This window comes from Nocardiopsis sp. FR4, assembly GCF_009830945.1.
Lineage (GTDB): Bacteria > Actinomycetota > Actinomycetes > Streptosporangiales > Streptosporangiaceae > Nocardiopsis.
The window spans coordinates 101,282-119,038 of sequence record NZ_VWVV01000012.1; the positions used below are offsets into that span (position 1 = coordinate 101,282).

The 17,757-nt window shown below is 70.7% G+C and carries 16 protein-coding genes; 9 read left to right on the plus strand and 7 right to left on the minus strand.

Annotated features, from left to right (window positions below; genetic code table 11):
* Positions 1-51 precede the first annotated feature (51 nt).
* From FYW95_RS13610 to FYW95_RS13640, 7 genes are all read left to right on the plus strand, one after another.
* On the plus strand, positions 52-1,071 hold the full coding sequence (locus tag FYW95_RS13610; RefSeq protein ID WP_159940746.1) for a LacI family DNA-binding transcriptional regulator: 1,020 nt from the start codon (positions 52-54) through the stop codon (positions 1,069-1,071).
* Between the two features lie 491 nt (positions 1,072-1,562).
* Positions 1,563-3,275 (plus strand): ABC transporter substrate-binding protein, encoded by a 1,713-nt coding sequence (locus FYW95_RS13615; protein WP_159940748.1) that lies wholly within the window; start codon positions 1,563-1,565, stop codon positions 3,273-3,275.
* A 179-nt stretch (positions 3,276-3,454) separates the two neighbouring features.
* A complete protein-coding gene (locus FYW95_RS13620; RefSeq protein ID WP_159940750.1) occupies positions 3,455-4,450 on the plus strand; it encodes an ABC transporter permease in 996 nt (331 codons plus the stop codon).
* Entirely contained in the window at positions 4,447-5,358 is a 912-nt protein-coding gene (locus FYW95_RS13625; protein WP_159940752.1) for an ABC transporter permease, read from the plus strand. The genes FYW95_RS13620 and FYW95_RS13625 overlap by 4 nt, the downstream gene beginning before the upstream one ends.
* On the plus strand, positions 5,358-6,308 hold the full coding sequence (locus tag FYW95_RS13630; RefSeq protein ID WP_159940754.1) for an ABC transporter ATP-binding protein: 951 nt from the start codon (positions 5,358-5,360) through the stop codon (positions 6,306-6,308). Before FYW95_RS13625 ends, FYW95_RS13630 begins: the two co-directional genes overlap by 1 nt.
* 8 nt (positions 6,309-6,316) lie before the next feature.
* Entirely contained in the window at positions 6,317-7,225 is a 909-nt protein-coding gene (locus FYW95_RS13635) for an ATP-binding cassette domain-containing protein (RefSeq protein WP_159940756.1), read from the plus strand.
* Positions 7,226-7,914: 689 nt separating this feature from the next.
* Complete coding sequence (locus tag FYW95_RS13640) at positions 7,915-8,118, plus strand: cold-shock protein (protein WP_159940758.1); 204 nt, start codon at positions 7,915-7,917, stop codon at positions 8,116-8,118.
* Positions 8,119-8,251: 133 nt separating this feature from the next.
* Here the strand turns inward: FYW95_RS13640 and FYW95_RS13645 are convergent, their stop codons facing one another.
* On the minus strand, positions 8,252-9,817 hold the full coding sequence (locus FYW95_RS13645) for a glycerol-3-phosphate dehydrogenase/oxidase (protein ID WP_159940760.1): 1,566 nt from the start codon (positions 9,815-9,817) through the stop codon (positions 8,252-8,254).
* Positions 9,818-10,265: 448 nt separating this feature from the next.
* Here FYW95_RS13645 and FYW95_RS13650 point away from each other — a divergent pair, with 448 nt between their 5' ends.
* Positions 10,266-11,120: a helix-turn-helix domain-containing protein gene (locus tag FYW95_RS13650; RefSeq protein ID WP_159940762.1), complete on the plus strand. Its 855-nt coding sequence runs from the start codon at positions 10,266-10,268 to the stop codon at positions 11,118-11,120.
* A gap of 1 nt (position 11,121) precedes the next feature.
* Positions 11,122-11,322, plus strand: coding sequence for a DUF397 domain-containing protein (locus FYW95_RS13655; RefSeq protein WP_159940764.1), 201 nt, complete (start codon positions 11,122-11,124; stop codon positions 11,320-11,322).
* Between the two features lie 59 nt (positions 11,323-11,381).
* On the opposite strand, the gene FYW95_RS13660 is transcribed toward FYW95_RS13655, so the two are convergent.
* From FYW95_RS13660 to FYW95_RS13685, 6 genes are all read right to left on the minus strand, one after another.
* A complete protein-coding gene (locus FYW95_RS13660; RefSeq protein WP_159940766.1) occupies positions 11,382-12,134 on the minus strand; it encodes an MIP/aquaporin family protein in 753 nt (250 codons plus the stop codon).
* Between the two features lie 216 nt (positions 12,135-12,350).
* Complete coding sequence (gene glpK / locus FYW95_RS13665) at positions 12,351-13,850, minus strand: glycerol kinase GlpK (protein ID WP_159940768.1); 1,500 nt, start codon at positions 13,848-13,850, stop codon at positions 12,351-12,353.
* Between the two features lie 383 nt (positions 13,851-14,233).
* Positions 14,234-15,025, minus strand: a complete 792-nt coding sequence (locus tag FYW95_RS13670) for an IclR family transcriptional regulator (protein ID WP_159940770.1) — start codon at positions 15,023-15,025, stop codon at positions 14,234-14,236.
* Positions 15,026-15,170: 145 nt separating this feature from the next.
* On the minus strand, positions 15,171-16,175 hold the full coding sequence (locus FYW95_RS13675) for a threonine aldolase family protein (RefSeq protein WP_159940772.1): 1,005 nt from the start codon (positions 16,173-16,175) through the stop codon (positions 15,171-15,173).
* 104 nt (positions 16,176-16,279) lie between these two features.
* Entirely contained in the window at positions 16,280-16,735 is a 456-nt protein-coding gene (locus FYW95_RS13680; RefSeq protein ID WP_160050384.1) for a MarR family winged helix-turn-helix transcriptional regulator, read from the minus strand.
* 2 nt (positions 16,736-16,737) lie between these two features.
* Positions 16,738-17,370 carry a DJ-1/PfpI family protein gene (locus FYW95_RS13685; protein WP_159940776.1) on the minus strand — a complete coding sequence of 211 codons (633 nt, stop codon included), beginning with the start codon at positions 17,368-17,370 and terminating at the stop codon, positions 16,738-16,740.
* Positions 17,371-17,757 lie beyond the last annotated feature (387 nt).

Genomic DNA, 17,757 nt, shown 5'->3' on the forward strand with positions numbered 1-17,757 from the left:
CTACTTAACCGGTTCAGTTGTCTGTGGTCAGGGGGACGGATGGGGGGTCTGATGCGGCGTCCGACCATCATGGACATCGCCAAGGCCGCAGGTGTGTCCAAGGGCGCCGTGTCGTACGCCCTCAACGGTCGTCCCGGAGTCTCGGAGGAGACCCGCGGGCGCATCCTGGCGATCGCCCGCGACCTGGGCTGGGCGCCCAGCAGCCCCGCGCGGGCGCTCTCGCCCGGAGGGCGGGTCGGCGCGGTCGGCCTGGTGGTCGACCGGCCCGCGCACTCGCTCGGCGTGGAGCCCTTCTTCATGCAGCTGGTCTCGGGGATCGAGACGGAGCTGGCCTCCTCCGGGGTGGACCTGTTGTTACAGGTCACCGAGGACACGGGCGCCGAGATCGCGGCCTACCGCCGCTGGGCGGCCGAGCGCCGGGTCGACGGCGTGATCATGGTCGACCTGCGCGTGGAGGACCCCCGGGTCCCGGTCGTGGAGGGGCTGGGCCTGCCCGCCGTCGTCCTGGGCGGCCCCGAGGGCGCGGGCTCCCTGCCCTGCCTGCACACCGACGACGCCAGCGCCGTGCGCGAGGTGGTCCACTACCTGGCGGCGCTCGGCCACCGGCGGATCGTCCAGGTGGCGGGTCCGCCGGAGTTCATGCACACCGGGGCGCGGACGCGTGCCTTCCGGGAGGCGGCCGAGCAGGCCGGGCTGGACGGGGCGCGCTCGGTGCACGCCGACTACACCGGAGAGGCGGGCACGCGGACCACGCGCAGACTGCTGGCCGCCACCGACCGGCCGACCGCCCTGGTCTACGACAACGACCTGATGGCGGTGGCCGGGCTGGGCGTGGCCCACGAGATGGGCATCGAGGTGCCCTCGCAGCTGTCCATCGTGGCCTGGGACGACTCGGTGCTGTGCCACCTGGTGCGCCCCTCCCTGACCGCGATCGTCCGCGACGTCGTCTCCTACGGGCGCCAGGCCGCGCTCATGCTGGCCGAGGCGGTCGAGGGCCGGACGGTGGCGCACCAGAGCACCTCCCGGGGCGAGCTGTACCCGAGGGCGAGCACCGGCCCCCTGGGGGCCTGAACCGACCCCCTCCAACCGACACCCCTCCCGCCGGGCTCCGCGCCCGGACCGGGAGCTCGGCCGTGCCCGGGGTTCCTTCGTAGTGCGGGCGGGGTCTTTGTTGTCCCTGTGGCCACGTAGAACGTGCGGGGCCGGACGAACGCCCGGCCCGGGTGACCGGAAGGTGGCCGCGGGGCGAAGCCGGGCCCCCTCCGGGCGGGCGGTTCCCCCGTGCGCGGCGTCCCGGCGCCGACCGCGCCCGACGGGTGCGAAACCCCGTCGCAGAACCGGTTCAGTGCGGTCCAACTAGCTGACATACCCGCATCTGTGCTGTTACAAGCGAATAACAGCGAAGTGTCGGGGATTGACGGGCTTCCAGCGAACGTGTTGTTGTTAACGTCACTTACCCGGTTCAGCAACGGTCCTGCGCGCTCCCCATTGGGAGCGCTCCCACTCCTCCGGTTTCCGGAGGGGTCCCCCCACAGGCCGGCCGGGTGGAAGGAGGAGTCGAGATGAGAAATCTGCGGCTTCCCGCAGCACTCGCGGCCCTGGCCATCGCGGCCACGGCGTGCTCGGGTGACGGCGGGGACGGCAGCGGCGCTTCCGGAGGGCAGTACCCCCGGAACGAGACCCTGTACACGACCGGTACCGCGTGGGGCCCGCCGACCAGCTGGAACCCCATGATGCGGGGCCAGTACGCGGTCGGAACGATCGGCCTGGTCTACGAGCCGCTCTTCCTCTTCGACCCGGACGCGGGCGAGTACGTCCACTGGCTCGCCGAGAGCGACGAGTGGACCGCCGACAACGTCCACCAGATCACCCTGCGCGAGGGCGTCACCTGGACCGACGGCGAGCCCCTGGTGGCCGAGGACGTCGTCACCACGATGGAGCTGGGCCAGCTCGACGGCTCCCCCTACAGCAACCTCTGGACCTACGTCGAGAGCGTCGAGGCCACCGACGAGCGCACGGTCGAGGTCACCTTCTCGGACAGCCGTCCGCAGGAGTGGATGAACTGGGCCTACACCTCCCCGATCGTCCCGGCGCACATCTGGGGCGAGATGTCGGAGAGCGACGTCCTCGACAGCGCCAACGAGAACCCGGTCGGCACCGGCTCCTACGTCTACGAGTCGCACTCCGACGACCGCATGGTCTGGGAGCGCAACGACGACTGGTGGGCCACCGAGGCGCTCGACCTGGACATGGACGCGCGCTACATCGTCGACATCGTCAACGCCTCCAACGAGGTGACGATGGGCATGCTGAACCAGAACGAGGTCGACCTCTCCAACAACTTCCTCCCGGGAATCGACCAGGTCCTCAACAGCGACGGCAACGTCACCAGCTTCTACGACGGCCCGCCGTACATGAGGAGCGCCAACACCGCCTGGCTGGTCCCCAACCTCACCAAGGCGCCGCTGGACGACGTGGAGTTCCGCCAGGCCCTGGCGCACGCCATCGACCTCCAGCAGATCGTCGAGGGGCCCTACTCCAACCTCGTCGAGCCCGCCAACCCCACCGGCCTGCTGCCCGAGTGGGACGCCTACATCGACCACGAGCTGGTCGAGACCGAGGGCTTCAGCTACAACGCGGACGAGGCCGTGGCCATCCTCGAGGAGGCCGGCTACCTGGACCAGGACGGCGACGGCTTCGTGGAGACGCCCGACGGCGACCCCATCAGCCTGACCCTGGAGGTCCCCTCCGGCTGGACCGACTGGATGGAGTCGGCCCGCCTCATCGCGGAGAACGCCAAGGCCGTCGGGATCAACGTCGAGGCGCAGTTCCCCGAGTTCGACCTGCTGGTGGACAACCGCAACGCCGGTGAGTTCGACCTGATCATCAACAACGAGCGCCAGCTGAGCAACACGCCCTGGACCTACTACGACTACCTCTTCCGTCTGCCGATCAACGACCAGCAGACCACGGTGAACTTCCACCGCTACGAGAACGAGGAGGCCTGGGAGCTCACCGAGCAGCTCGCCGCCGTCCCCGTGGACGACGTCGAGGCCGCCGCCGAGATTACCTCCCAGATCCAGGAGATCCAGCTGGCCGAGCTCCCGGCCATCCCGCTCTGGTACAACGGCCTCTGGTCGCAGTCCACCAACCAGCACTGGACCAACTGGCCCAGCGAGCACAGCGACACCCCGAACAGCCCGGCCACCCTCTGGAACGGCTGGCTGGAGCTGGGCGCCATCACCACCCTCGCGGAGATCGAACCGGTCGAGTAGGGGCCAGGGGGAGCCACACCTCCCCCTCCCCCCGACCGCTCCCACCCCGGCCGCGGCCCGGCGCGCAAGAGGCCCGGCCGGGGACGCCCCGGGCGGGCGGGCGCGGTACGGACCCCCGGTCCGCACCGCGCCCCCGCCGGGGCCACTCGACTGTCCGCCGCCATCACCTGGAGGAACGTGTGTGGCGCTACATCGGTCGTAAGCTCTTCGTCTACCTGCTTACGTTCATCGTCGCGGTCACCATCAACTGGATGATCCCGCGCTTCATGCCGGGCGACCCCGTCCGGAGCATGCTCTCCCGCGCCCAGGTCAGCAACCCCGAGGCCCTGGAGCGCATGACGACCTACTACAACGAGGTCTTCGGCCTCGACCGCTCGCTTCCCCAGCAGTACCTGAGCTTCTGGTCGGGACTGCTGCGCGGGGACCTGGGCATCAGCACGATGCTCTACCCCGAACCGGTCCTGGACATCATCCTGCGGGCCGTCCCCTACACCCTGGGCCTGCTGCTGCCCGCCATCCTGCTCAGCTGGATCATCGGCAACCGCTTCGGCGCCTTCGCCGCCCGCAGCAAGGTCCTGGACAACACGGTCCTACCGGTCGGCTACGTCCTGACCGCCACCCCGTACATGTGGCTGGCCCTGCTGCTGGCCTGGAGCCTGGGCATCGTCGCCGGGGTCTTCCCGGTCGCGGGAGGCTACAGCTACTCCCTGCGCCCCGACTTCAGCTGGATGTTCATCTCCAGCCTGCTCTCCCACTGGGTGCTGCCGTTCCTGTCGCTGTTCATCGTGGCGCTCGGCGGCTGGGCGATCGGCATGCGCAACATGATCATCTACGAGCTGGAGGCGGACTACGCCAACTACCTCCAGGCCCTGGGCGCCCCGCGCCGCCTGATCCGCCGATACGCGTTCCGCAACGCGATGCTGCCGCAGATCACCGGCCTGGCGGTCCAGCTCGGCACGCTCATCGCCGGTGCGCTGCTCACCGAGATCGTCTTCAACTACCCGGGCCTGGGCACCCTGATCCTCAGCTCCCTGAACAGCCGGGACTTCTTCCTGCTCCAGGGCATCTTCCTGTTCGTGGTCATCGGGGTGCTGATCGCCAACTTCATCATCGACATCGTCTACGTGCTGATCGACCCGCGCACCCGGGTCCAGATGACGGGAGGCTCCTCATGACGAACGTCTCCGGAGCACCGGGAACCGCGGAGAAGGCGGGCACCCCCGAGCCGGCCGGCGAGCGCAGGGGTTCCGAGACCCTCCACTTCGCCCGGCGCAACCCCAAGCTGCTCATCGGCCTGGGCATCGTCCTGGCGTTCCTCCTGCTCGGGATCATCGGCCCCTTCTTCGTGGACCACGACCCCAACCAGTACGTCGGCCCCCGCAGCCAGCCGCCCAACGGCGAGTACTGGCTGGGCACCACCACCTTCGGCCAGGACATCTGGGCGCAGTTCGTGTACGGGGTGCGCTCCACGTTCCTCATCGGCACGTTCGGCGGCGGCGTCGCCTTCCTCATCGGGACGACGGTCGGCTTCGTCGCCGGGTACAAGGGCGGGATCGTCGACGAGATCCTCAACATGCTCACGAACGTCGTGCTGGTGCTGCCCGCCCTGGTCGTGCTCATCGTCGCGATCGCCTACCTGGACGTGCGCGGCCTCTTCATCCAGGGCGTGTTCATCGGCCTGACCACCTGGCCGTGGGCGGCGCGCGCGGTCCGCTCGCAGGCCCTGTCCCTGGCCACCCGCGACTACGTGGACCTGGCCCGGCTCAGCGGCCGGCGCACGTGGAAGATCATCACCACCGAGATCGCTCCCAACATGAGCTCCTACCTGGTGATGTCCTTCATCCTGCTCTTCGGCGGGGCCGTGCTCACCGCCGCGGGCCTGGACTTCATCGGCCTCGGCCCCTCCAACGGCGTGTCCCTCGGCCTGATGCTGGAGAGCGCCGTCGCCTGGAGCGCGCTGCAGCTGGGCATGTGGTGGTGGTTCATCCCGCCGGGCCTCGGCATCACGATCATCGTGGGTTCGCTGTACATCCTCAACGTCGGGCTGGACGAAGTGTTCAACCCCAAGCTGCGGGAGCTGTAATGACCCTGCGCGTCAACGACCTGAAGGTCTACTACCAGACCCTGCGCGGGGACGTCCACGCCCTCGACGGCGTCTCGTTCGACCTCGCGGACGGGGAGATCATGGGCCTGGCCGGCGAGTCCGGCTGCGGTAAAACCACCCTGGGCAAGAGCCTGATCCGCCTGGACTCGCGGATGCGCCACGTGGGCGGCACCGTCGAGCTGGACGGCAAGGACGTCCCCATCGGGGACGACGAGGCCATGGTCCCCCTGCGCTACCACGAGATCTCGCTCATCCCGCAGTACGCGATGAGCGCCCTCAACCCCACCCGCAAGATCGGGCGGATGGTCAACGAGCTGCTGCGGGCCCGCGGGATCCGCTTCGCCGACGTCTCCGAGGAGTTCAACCGCCGCCTGGAGCTGGTCGGCCTGGACACCGACGTGCTCAACCGGTTCCCGATCGAGCTGTCCGGCGGCATGAAGCAGCGCGTCGTCATGGTGATCTCCACCCTGCTCAACCCGTCGCTGCTGATCGCCGACGAGGTCACCTCGGCCCTGGACGTGTCCACGCAGCGCTCCGTCGCCGAGTCGCTGGTGGAGTTCCGCGACCGCGAGTACGTCAAGAGCATGGTCTTCGTGACCCACGACATCTCGCTCGTGTACCAGATGGCCGACACGATCATGGTGATGTACGCGGGCCGCATCGCGGAGAAGGCCCCCGCCAGCACCATCATCAACAGCCCCAGGCACCCCTACACCCAGATGCTCATCGGTGCGCTGCCCGAGGTCGGGTCCACCACCGTGCAGGGCCGCCTGGAGGGCATCCCCGGTACCCCGCCGGGGCTGCTGAACCCGCCCACCGGCTGCCGGTTCAAGGACCGCTGCCCGTTGGCGTTCTCCAAGTGCTCCGAACAGCCGCCGCTGGTGGAGATCGAACCCGGCCACTGGGCCGCCTGCTGGAAGACGGGGTGAGGTAGACCGTGCTGGAACTCAGTCACGTGCACAAGGTGTACAGGGTCGGCGCCTTCGGCGGCGGCCGCCTGCGCGCGGTCCGCGACGTCAGCCTGACGGTGAAGCCGGGCGAGGTCGTCTCGCTCATCGGCGAGAGCGGCAGCGGCAAGAGCACCATCGGCAAGATGGTGCTGGGCCTGTTCAGGCCCTCCTCGGGCAGCATCACCTTCGAGGGCACCGACATCACCACGATCCGGGGCCACGCGGCGCGCAAGGAGTACTACCGCCGCGTCCAGGGCGTCTTCCAGGACCCGTTCAGCTGCTTCAACCCGATCTTCAAGGCCGACCGGGTCTTCGAGATGGTGCGCACCTCCTACTTCCCGCGCACGCCGGCCAAGGAGTGGCACGGGAAGGTGCTGGACGCGCTGGCCACGGTGCGCCTGGACCCGGGCAACGTCCTCAACAAGTACCCGCACCAGCTCAGCGGCGGCCAGCTGCAGCGGCTGCTGATCGCGCGGGCGCTGCTGCTGGACATCAAGCTGCTGGTGGCCGACGAGATCATCAGCATGCTGGACGCCTCCACGCGCATCGACGTGCTCAACCTGCTCAGCGACCTCAAGGAGCGCGGGCTCGGCATCCTGTTCGTCACCCACGACCTGTCGCTGGGCAACTACGTCAGCGACAAGTCCGTGATCCTGCGCAAGGGCGCGATCGCGGAGATGGGCCCCACGGCCCGGGTGTTCGACAACCCGCTGCATCCCTACAGCCGCCACCTGCTCTCGTGCGTACCGCAGCTGCACCGCACCTGGGCCGAGGTCGACGCCGAACTGGCGGCCAACCCGCCCGAGGACGTCGTCCTGCCGACGGCGCCCGACGAGGAGTCGGCACCGCTCATCGAGGCCGAGGAGGGGCACTTCGTGGGGATCGACCAGGGCTGAGCACCCGTCCGCCTCCCCCTGCCCGGCGCCCGTCGACCCCCCGCGGGCGCCTCGGCGTGTCCTCCTCCGGCGTGTGCCCGGGGCGTGTCGGCGCGGTTCCGCGCCGCTTCGCGGCGAACCCGGCGGGACTTCGTGGGCGAACACGACAGCGGTCCGGGAAAATTCCCATTTCCTGGAGAAAACTTGGTGTTCGGCGCTGATTTGCGGGCGTGTGCACGGGCTCGCGGGATCTCGCGCGGAACCTCCCGGAACCGGGGTGCCGGGGCGGGTCGGCCTCCGTTCCGGCGCTCCGCGGCCCGCGGGCGGTACACCTCCGGACGCGGGCACGGTACGCGTGCCCGTGGGCCCGCTCCTGCGGTGGGACCCGTTTTGACGTGCGAGAACGACGCCTTGAAAGCCTGCGGGTGAACACGGGGTGACTCCCCCGTGTATGTAATGCGGATCACATCTCTACCCCATGGAGGCCACAAGTATTCCCCTGCGGGCCGTGCGTGTCGCCACACCGGAATCCCTTGCGGAGCTCACAGGCTGTGGTAGGTTCGAAGAAGATTGTTAGTCGTTGAATTTCGCAGTTGGTGTCTTGCCCGCGGAGTTTGTGACCGGCGGGCGGTTTCTTCATGAGAGTCCGGCTCGCGGCAATTGTGCGGACGTGAGTATCCGTCCGTATACACCGAGCTGAAGGAGAGAACATGGCTCAGGGAACTGTGAAGTGGTTCAACGGCGAGAAGGGCTTCGGCTTCATCTCCCCCGACGACGGTGGCCCCGACGCCTTCGTCCACTACAGCGCGATCCAGGGTAGCGGCTTCCGCAACCTCGAGGAGAACCAGCGCGTGGAGTTCGACGTCGTCGACGGCACCCGCGGCCCGCAGGCCGAGAACGTCGTCGCCCTCTAAGGCACGTACGTCACCGAGCGCCCCGGAAGGCACCGCCTTCCGGGGCGCTCGTGTGTGTGCCCCCGTCGCCGGGCGGGGTCCCGTGCCGGAGGGCGGGCCCGTCAGGGACGGGACCCCGCCCGGCGGGGCGGGCTCAGCCCTCCAGCAGCTCCCGGGTGCGCTGGCGCACCTCGGGGGTGTCCAGGCCGCGCACGGTCACGGTGGTGCGGCGGCGCAGCACGTCTTCCGCGGTCACGGCCCACTCGCGGTCGCGGGCGAACACCACCTGCGCCCAGATGTCGGGCCCGTCGGGGTGGATGCGCTCGCCCAGCTCGGGCGCCTCGCGCACCAGCGCCGCGATGTCCATCGCCAGGCTCCCGTAGTGGGAGGCCAGGTGGCGGGCGACCAACGGGTCCAGCCGGGTGCCGGGGGAGCGGTCGATGATCAGCCGCTGGGTCACCGCGTCCGGGCTGGCCAGACCGGGCAGCGGCACCGTGCGCAGCGGTGTGGCCATGTCCTCGGCCAGCGGCACCGCGCTCACCCGGCGCAGCTCCTCCAGGACGGTGCGGCCGATGTGCCGGTAGGTCGTCCACTTGCCGCCCGCCACCGAGAGCATGCCGCCCCGGCCCTGGGTGACCACGGTCTCCCGCTTGGCCGCGCTCGTGCCCCCGGGGCCGCCGGGCAGCACCCGCAGGCCCGCGAACGAGTAGTCCACGTGGGCGGCGTCCAGGTAGGGGGCGTCGATGCCCAGCGCCGCCTCGCCCAGGATCTGCTCCACGTCCGAGGGCAGCACCGACACCTCGGCCGGGTCGCCGGTGTACTCCTCGTCGGTGGTTCCCAGCAGCAGCCTGCCCTCCCACGGGATGGCGAAGGACACGCGGTACTTGTCCACCGGGATGGTCAGCGCGGCGCGCCAGGGCTCCGGCGTGCGCAGCACCAGGTGGGCGCCCTTGGACAGGCGGACGCTGGGGGCGGCGGCGGGGTCCTCCATGCGGCGCAGCCGGTCCACCCAGGGACCGGTGGCGTTGAGGACCAGCCGGGCGTCGATGCCGAACTCGCGGTCCTCGACCCGGTCGCGCAGGTCGGCCCCGGTGACCCGGCCGCCGGTGGTGCGCAGGCCCACGACCTCGGCGTGGTTGAGGACCACGGCCCCCGCGTCCACGGCGGCGCGTACGGTCATGACGGCCATCCGGCTGTCGTTCATCTGGTGGTCGCTGTAGGCGGCCACCGACTTCAGGCCCTCGGTGCGCAGGCCCGGGGCGAGCCTGGCGGCCTGGGCGGGGGAGAGGAGGCGCCCCATACCGTCCCCGAAGGCCGACAGCGCCGAGTACAGGAACACCCCGGCGCCCATCTTGGCCGCCCCGTGCGGTCCGCCGGAGTAGACCGGGACCAGGAACGGCATGGGGTTGACCAGGTGGGGGGCCACGTCCGAGGCAAGGGATCGGCGTTCGCGGTGGTTCTCCGCCACCAGGCGGACGTTGCCGGTCTGGAGGTAGCGCAGTCCGCCGTGCACCAGCTTGGAGGACGCGCTGGAGGTGGCTCCGGCGAAGTCGCCGGCGTCGACCATGGCCACGCGCAGGCCCGCCTGGGTGGCGGTCCAGGCGACGGACGTGCCGAGGATGCCGCCGCCGATGACCAGGAGGTCGAAGGTTCCCCGCGTGAGCTCCTCCCGGCTGCGGGAACGCTCGGAGGTGATGCGGTTCGGGCTGGTGGTGGTCATGGCGGTGCTCCGTCCGTTCGGAGGGATGGCGGGGGTCTCGCGTGCAGCCGAACGGGCTCCACATGTCAAGCGAGTACCAGGCACATGATACGACAATGCCGCACGTTGGGAAAGAACGGGTCCGGTTCTGGCCTCTGTGAGGGCACCCCGTTCCGGGCAGGCTGTCAAAAAGAGAGACTGGCGTTGCTGAGGGGGTTGGTGTGAGCGCACGGTGTACATGGGGTTCGGCATTGTCGAACATTGCGGGGCGAGGTGCGGCGCGCTCCGCGCCGGAGCGCCCGCGGCCCGGGCCCGTGGCGGGGCGGAGGAAGGGACCGCAGACCCGCGAAGCCTCGAAAATCTGGATTCCAGCTTTTTCTTAGCTGGAATCCGGCTCAGCAAAAGTGGGAAGGGGTCTGGAATTCGGATTTGGCGGATTGTCCCCCGTGTCGGGCCTGCCGGTTCTACGATGAGCCCCATCATGGCGACCAGGTACTCACCCACGATCCGGCGGCGCCGTCTCTCAGCCGAACTCCGGCGGGTACGGCTTGCGGCGAAGAAGACCAGCGAGGAGGCGGCCGCCGCCGCGGGTCTGTCCAGGTCCACCTACTCCAACATCGAGTCGGGGGTCAAGAAGCGCCCGCGGCTCACCGAGGTCCGGGCCATCCTGGACGCCTGCGGGGTCGCGCCCGGACGGGAGTACGAGGAGATCCTCGACCTGTGCCGCCAGTCCCTGGACCGGGGCTGGTGGACCCGCTACCGGGACGTCCTCGCGGCCCGCTACGTCGGCTTCGAGACCGAGGCCCGCTCCATCACCACCTGGCAGCCGGTGGTCGTGCCCGGACTGCTCCAGGTGCCCGAGTACATGCAGGTGACCGCGCAGGCGTGCCTGGTCAGTCCCCAGGACATCCGCCGCGTCACCGACGCCCGGATGACCCGGCAGCGCATCCTGGACGACGAGGACCCCCCGGAGCTGTGGGCGATCTTCGACGAGGGGGCGCTGCTCCGTCTGGAGGAGTTCCCCGAGGCCAAGCACACCCAGGTCAAGCACATCCTGGAGATGGCCCGGCGGCCCCACGTGACCATCCAGATGACTCTGGCCTCCCGGCTCAACCCCGGCTCCGGCGGCCCCTTCGTCATCATGGAGTTCCCCACCACCATCGACCCCACGGTCGTCTACCTGGAGACCGCCACCGACGGTATCTACCTGGAGGAGGCCGACGACGTGGCGCGCTACCAGAACCTCATCAACCACCTGCGCCTGGTCGCCCTGCGCCCGGGGGAGACCCTCGACTACCTCCAAGAAGTCCACGCGGGGCCCTGACGTGGACGACGATCCCCTCGATCGCCCCTACCGTTCGTCCTCGCACAGCCAGCCCGACCAGGGCGAGTGCGTGGAGGTGGCGGACCTGCTCGGCGGTGTCCACGCCGTGCGCGACAGCCGCCACCCCCGGGGGGCGGTGCTGCGCTTCTCCTCCCGGGAGTGGTTCGCCCTCGTGGCCCTTCTGCGGGGCGGCGGCCGTTGACCCGGCCGCCGCCCCGGGGTCGGAGAACTCCGGCGGGGCCGGAGGAGCTCCGTCCGAGCTCAGCCGCCGAACCCGGTCAGCTTCCAGATCCAGGCGCCGATCACACCGCCCACCAGCGGAGCGACGACGGGAACCCAGGCGTACCCCCAGTCCGAGGGACCCTTGCCCGGGATGGGCAGCAGGGCGTGCGCCAGGCGCGGTCCCAGGTCGCGGGCCGGGTTGATGGCGTAGCCCGTGGGCCCGCCCAGCGACAGGCCGATCGCCAGCACCAGCAGGCCCACCAGCAGCGGGGCGATGCCGGTGGTGAACAGGCCGCTCAGGTCCACGCCGCCCTCGACCGAGACGTGCCCGGAGTTGGCGCCGATGCCCAGCACGCCCAGGAGCAGCACCGCGGTGCCGATGACCTCGGTGGTGAAGTTGGCGACGGTGTTGCGCACGGCCGGGGCGGTGCTGAACACGCCCAGTTTCACCTCCGGCTCCTCGGTGACCCCCCAGTGCGGGAGGTAGACCAGGTAGACCAGGACGGCACCGGTGAACGCGCCCGCCGTCTGCGCCGCCATGTACCCGGGCACCAGGGCCCAGTCGAACTCGCCGATGCTGGCCAGGCCCAGGGTGACCGCCGGGTTGATGTGGGCGCCGCTGGTGGCGCCGACGACGTAGACGGCCATCGCGACCGCCATGCCCCAGCCGAACGTGACGACGATCCAGCCGCCGTTCAGGGCCTTGGAGCGTGCGAGGGAGACGCCGGCGACCACACCGCCGCCGAGCAGGATCAGGATCGCCGTGCCGAGGAACTCTGCCAGATACACCATGGGGACCTCCGCCCCGTGAGGGGGATAACGGGTCACGGGGGTCCGACCCGCACGGGCGTGCCGAGGCGGCGGCGCGCACGGGATGATCAGGACACACCCGTCACAGGAATGGGGTGGGGGCGGGGCATTCGCGACGCCCCGCGAACCGCCCCCGGGGGCCGTGGATGGCAGCCGGGGCCCCCGGGGGCGGTGGTTCGGTGGGGTGCGCGCCCCGTACTAGCGCTCGTCCTCGCGCTCGACCCAGTCCAGGGTGCGGCGCACGGCCTTCTTCCAGTTGCGGTACTCGCGCTCGCGGACGGCGGACTCCATCTTCGGGGTCCACTCGGCCGCCTTGTGCCAGTTGACGCGCAGGGTCTCGACGTCGGGCCAGTAACCCACCGCGAGCCCGGCGGCGTAGGCCGCGCCCAGGCAGGTGGTCTCGGCGACCATCGGCCGCACGACCTCGGTGTCGAGCACGTCGGACAGGATCTGCATGAGCAGGTTGTCGGCGGTCATGCCGCCGTCCACCTTCAGGGTGGTCAGTTCCATGGGCGCGTCGGCGTTCATGGCGTCGACGACCTCCCGGGTCTGCCACGCGGTCGCCTCCAGGACGGCGCGCGCGATGTGCCCCTTGTTGACGTAGCCGGTCAGGCCCGCCATCACGCCGCGCGCGTCGCTGCGCCAGTGCGGGGCGAACAGGCCCGAGAAGGCGGGCACGATGTAGCAGCCGCCGTTGTCCTCCACGGTGCGGGCGAGCGTCTCGATCTCCGGGGCGGTGGAGATCAGGCCCAGGTTGTCGCGGAGCCACTGCACGAGGGAGCCGGTGACGGCGATGGAGCCCTCCAGGGCGTACACCGCGGGCTGGTCGCCGAGCTTGTAGCCCAGGGTGGTGAGCAGGCCGTTCTCGGAGGTCACCGGCTCGGTGCCGGTGTTCATGACGAGGAAGGTACCGGTGCCGTAGGTGCCCTTGACGTCGCCGGGGTCGAAGCAGGTCTGGCCGAACAGGGCGGCGTGCTGGTCGCCGAGGGCGGAGGCGACGGGGGTTCCGGCCAGGTGGCCGCGGGCCTCGCCGTAGACCTCCGAGGAGGAGCGGATCTCGGGCAGGACGGCGGAGGGGATGCCCATGGTGTCCAGGATCTCGGGGTCCCACTCCAGGGTGGACAGGTTCATCAGCATGGTGCGGCTGGCGTTGGTCACGTCGGTGACGTGGCGGCCGGTCAGCTTCCAGATGATCCAGGTGTCCATGGTGCCGAACAGGACCTCGCCGCGTTCGGCGCGCTCGCGCAGGCCCTCGACGTTGTCGAGCAGCCAGCGCAGCTTGGGCCCGGAGAAGTAGGTGGCCAGCGGCAGGCCGCACCGCTCGCGGAAGCGGTCCTGCCCGGCCTCGCCGCCGAGCTCGCGGACCAGTTCGTCGGTGCGGGTGTCCTGCCAGACGATGGCGTTGTGGACCGGCTCGCCCGTCTCGCGGTCCCACACCACGGTGGTCTCGCGCTGGTTGGTGATGCCGATGGCGGCGATCTGGTCGGGGGTGATGTCGTTCTTGTCCAGGGCCTCGCGGATGACCACCTCCACGTTGGCCCAGATCTCCCCGGCGTCGTGTTCGACCCAGCCGGGCCGGGGGAAGATCTGCCTGTGCTCGCGCTGGTCGACCGAGACGATGCGTCCGTCCCGGTCGAAGAGGATGCAGCGGCTCGACGTGGTGCCCTGGTCGATCGCGGCGACGTACTGCTGACTCATCGGGTGTCTCGCCTTCAGGTGGAGGGCTCGGGGCGGGGCCGGACGCACGCGAACTCGGGTTTATACCCGCACGTTGTACGACATTGACGTATGATTAGGCGTTAGTTTCATCCGTCTTTCCTGCCCATGTCAAGGCCGCGTGACGTAATCGTGTCGCGTGCGTCACGCCGTCCGGTGTCCTGGAACCGTAACCCCCGAGGACGGTGCCGGACATGGGGAAACCGCCGGGCGCCGGCGGAATCGGGGGCGCGGGGCCGGTGGGCTCCGTGCGGGGGCAGCACGGAGCGGGCGGCCCGGGAGGGCCCCGTATCCAGGAAAGCGCGTTCGGAACCCCCGGTGAAGGGGTGGCCGGTTCCTGTGGACGGCGCGGCGGAGCCCGGGGCTCAGTAGGGCGTGACGCCCAGGTCTCGGGAGATGGCCCGGGCCGCGTCGCGCACGTAGGAGACCTGCTCCATGTCGGGCTTGCCGTCGTCCCCGCGCAGGCGCTCGACCGCGCCGCGCACCCCGATGGCGCCCACGGTCGTGCCGCGCCGGTCGCGGATGGGCGCGGCGATGGAGACCTCGCCCTCCACGAGTTCCTCCACCTCCCACGCCCAGCCGTTGTCGCGGACCTCCTCCAGTTGGCGCTCCAGCGCGGCGGGGGAGGTGACGGTGCGCCTGGTGAAGGAGGCCAGTACCGCGGCCCCGCCGGCTGAGGCGGAGCCGGGGTCCTCCTCGGGTGCGGCCAGGGGGTCGAAGGCCATGAGCACCTTGCCGAGGGCGGTGGCGTGCAGCGGCAGCAGGGTGCCCACGTCCAGCGTCTGCTGGGAGGCGTCGGGGCGGAACACGTGGTGCACCACGAGTACCTGGTGCTTGTGCAGCGTGCCGATGCGCACGCTCTCACCGCTGCGCGAGGCGAGGCTGTCCGCCCAGTTCAGGGCCCGGGTGCGCAGCTCGTTGCCGTCCAGGTAACGGGTGCCCAGGCTGAGCATCCCCCCGCCCAGGCGGTAGTGCCCCGACTCGGGGTCCTGCTCGACGAAGCCGACGTGTTGCAGGGTGCGCAGGATCCCGAGCACGGTGCCCTTGGGCAGCTCCAGCGACCGGGAGATCTCCGCCAGGCTCAGTCCCCGGGCGCCGGTGGCCAGGAGCCGGAGGATGGCCGCCGCGCGTTCGATCGACTGGATTCTTCCCGGCATTGCGGTGCTACCACTCTCTAGTACGACAATGTCATACGCGAATGCTACTACGCGATGTGACCCGGGGCACGCCCGCGGTTGACCGGCACAGGGGCGATTCGGCCCAGTCTAGCCCTGTGCCCGCCGCTGACCTGGGGCGGGGACGTCACAGCTCCGCGGCGGCCTCGGCCACACCCCGGGCGGCCGCCTCGATGTCGGTGTCGGTGATCTCCAGGTGCACCACCAGGCGCACCGCGTCCCCGATGTCCAGCCCCGCGACCCCGTGCCGGGCGAAGGCCTCGGCGTGGCGCCCGCCGTCCCCGGCCGGGGTCTGGACCAGCACCATGTTGGTCTGGGCCCGCGCGGTCAGCCCGCACCGCTCGGTGATGAGCCGGGCCAGCTCCGCCGCGCGCCCGTGGTCCTCCGCCATCCGCTTCCGGTGGTGGCGCAGCGCGTACAGGGCTCCGGCGGCGATGACGCCCGCCTGGCGCATCCCCGCACCCAGCATCTTGCGCGCGCGTCTGGCCCGCAGCACCGTGTCGGCCTCCCCGGCCAGCGCCGAGCCCACCGGGGCGCCCAGCCCCTTGGAGAAGCACACCGAGACCGTGTCGAACCCCGCGGCGACCTCGGCGGGGGGCACGTCCAGCGCGGCGGCGGCGTTCCACAGGCGGGCGCCGTCCAGGTGCGCGCGCAGACCGTGCCGGTGCGCGAAGCCGGTCACCCGGCGCTGCTCGGACAGCGGAACCACCCGGCCGGTGAAGGTGTTCTCCAGCCACACCAGCGCGGGCTCGGCCCGGTGGATGTCGCCCCGGCCCGCGATCCACGACTCCAGGAGTTCGTCGGATGGCGCGACGCCGTCCGAGTACAGGCGCGGCTGCGCCCGCGCCAGCACGGCCGTGGCGCCCTGCTCGTCCCCGACGAGGTGGTGGTGCTCGTGTGCCCAGACCTCCTCGCCGCTGCGGACGGACACGTACAGGCCCAGCTGGTTGGCCATGTGACCGGAGGGCACGTACAGGGCCGCCTCCGCGCCGAGCAGGCCGGCGGTCTCCTCCTCCAGCTCCCGCACGGTCGGGTCCTCGCCCCACACGTCGTCGCCGACCTCGGCCTCGGCCATGGCCCTGCGCATGGGCGGGGTGGGGCGGGTGACGGTGTCGGAGCGCAGGTCGATCACGGCGGTTTCCTCCTCGTGCGAGCGCGTCCCGGAGCGGGACGGGGCACCGGGACCGGACCGCGGACGCGGAGTCCGGGGCCGCAACCGACGATACTGCCCGCCGCTCAGTCGCCTCCGAGCCGGTCCAGCGCACGTGAGAGCCGCCGCAGCGACTCCAGGGTCCGTTCGGCGTCCTCCTCGCCGAGTTCGGCCACCAGTGCCTTGGCCACCCGGCGGTGGTCGGGGCTGATCCGGCGCAGCGCGGCCAGCCCCGCGCCGGTGGGGGCGAGCAGCTTGGCGCGGCTGTGCGCCGGGTTGGGCCGGTACTCGGCCAGCCCCCGCTCGACCAGGAGGTCGGCGATGCGCTGCACGCTCTGCCGGGTGCTGCCGAAGCGGCGTGCGATCGCCGACACCGGCAGGGGTTCCCTGGCCACCGCGCCGAGCACCTGCCAGCGGGCGGCGGTCAGCCCGGCGATGCGGGCCAGCTCCTCGGCCACCGAAAGGAACTGTCCGTTGAGCCGGAAGACGGTGAGGGCGGCCCCGGTGAGCAGCTCGGCGTCTCTGTCCTCGGAGCGCGCCATCCTCAGGCACCCTCCAACAGGACGTGGTAGGCGTTCGGGTCGTGCTCGGCGTGCAGCCGGTACCAGGCGTCCAGGACGCGGGGGGTGTACAGGCCCAGCGCGGCGAAGATCTCGCGGGCGAACTCCAGGGGCGCGGTGGGCCCGGCGGTGATCAGCCCCTCGTCGGAGACCACGAGCTCGTCGCGGTAGCGCCCGGTGCCGGCGTAGCCGGTGGAGAGCAGGTACTCGGGCGCGGCGCTGGTGTGCTCCCGGTAGTCCAGGAGGCCCTCGCGGGCGAGCCCGGCGGTGGCGCCGCAGATGGCGGCGACGGGTACCCCGGCGTCGAGCCAGATCCCGGCGGCGGAGGCGAAGGGGGACAGGGACTCGGGGTCGGTGTCCCAGCCGTCGGCCCCGGGGAGGATCAGCATCGAGCTGGAGGAGGGCTTGAGCTGCGGAAGGGTGACGTCCGGCAGGAGGGTCAGCCCTCCGGCGGTCGTGACGGGCGCGCCGGTGAGGCCGACGGTCAGCACGTCGTAGCGGCCCGGGTCGCGCTGCCAGTCCCCGCCGCGGATCGTGGCGGTGGCGTGCCCGATCTCCCAGTCGGCGAGCTGGTCGTAGACGGCGAGGTGAACGGTCTTCCTGGTGTCGTCGTTCATGACAGCATGCTGTCAAAATGACAGGATGTTGTCAATGCTGCGGGGTGGCGGATCGCCCTCCGGGCGGGTGGGTGGCTTCTCGCGCTCCTGGGGCGGACGGGCCCTGCCCCGGAGAGGTCAGCTTCCCAGGATCCGGGTGGGGACGGGAGGGTTTTCGCGTCTTTCCAGCTCGATTTCCCGCGTCGTCCCCTTGTGGTCGGGCGTTTCCGGGCGATGGGGTCGTGCCGTAACCCAGGTCACCCTGGGTGTGTGTCCGAGAGCACAACGCAGTGAAATTCAGGAAGTGTGACCTGGATGTTCACAGAACCTCACAAATGGTATTACCATTCTCGGAGCCTGCCCCCGAGCAGGTCGGAGACGTGCTCCCGCACGACTTCAGCACCACCG

Excerpts from the sequence above, each read along its gene's own strand:
- FYW95_RS13685 (WP_159940776.1), bottom strand. The coding sequence starts at position 17,370 with ATGAACGACGACACCAGGAAGACCGTTCACCTCGCCGTCTACGACCAG.
- FYW95_RS13650 (WP_159940762.1), top strand. The coding sequence starts at position 10,266 with ATGAGCCCCATCATGGCGACCAGGTACTCACCCACGATCCGGCGGCGC.
- FYW95_RS13630 (WP_159940754.1), top strand. The coding sequence starts at position 5,358 with ATGACCCTGCGCGTCAACGACCTGAAGGTCTACTACCAGACCCTGCGC.
- FYW95_RS13670 (WP_159940770.1), bottom strand. The coding sequence starts at position 15,025 with ATGCCGGGAAGAATCCAGTCGATCGAACGCGCGGCGGCCATCCTCCGG.
- FYW95_RS13615 (WP_159940748.1), top strand. The coding sequence starts at position 1,563 with ATGAGAAATCTGCGGCTTCCCGCAGCACTCGCGGCCCTGGCCATCGCG.
- glpK (WP_159940768.1), bottom strand. The coding sequence starts at position 13,850 with ATGAGTCAGCAGTACGTCGCCGCGATCGACCAGGGCACCACGTCGAGC.
- FYW95_RS13680 (WP_160050384.1), bottom strand. The coding sequence starts at position 16,735 with ATGGCGCGCTCCGAGGACAGAGACGCCGAGCTGCTCACCGGGGCCGCC.
- FYW95_RS13660 (WP_159940766.1), bottom strand. The coding sequence starts at position 12,134 with ATGGTGTATCTGGCAGAGTTCCTCGGCACGGCGATCCTGATCCTGCTC.
- FYW95_RS13610 (WP_159940746.1), top strand. The coding sequence starts at position 52 with ATGCGGCGTCCGACCATCATGGACATCGCCAAGGCCGCAGGTGTGTCC.
- FYW95_RS13640 (WP_159940758.1), top strand. The coding sequence starts at position 7,915 with ATGGCTCAGGGAACTGTGAAGTGGTTCAACGGCGAGAAGGGCTTCGGC.
- FYW95_RS13645 (WP_159940760.1), bottom strand. The coding sequence starts at position 9,817 with ATGACCACCACCAGCCCGAACCGCATCACCTCCGAGCGTTCCCGCAGC.
- FYW95_RS13625 (WP_159940752.1), top strand. The coding sequence starts at position 4,447 with ATGACGAACGTCTCCGGAGCACCGGGAACCGCGGAGAAGGCGGGCACC.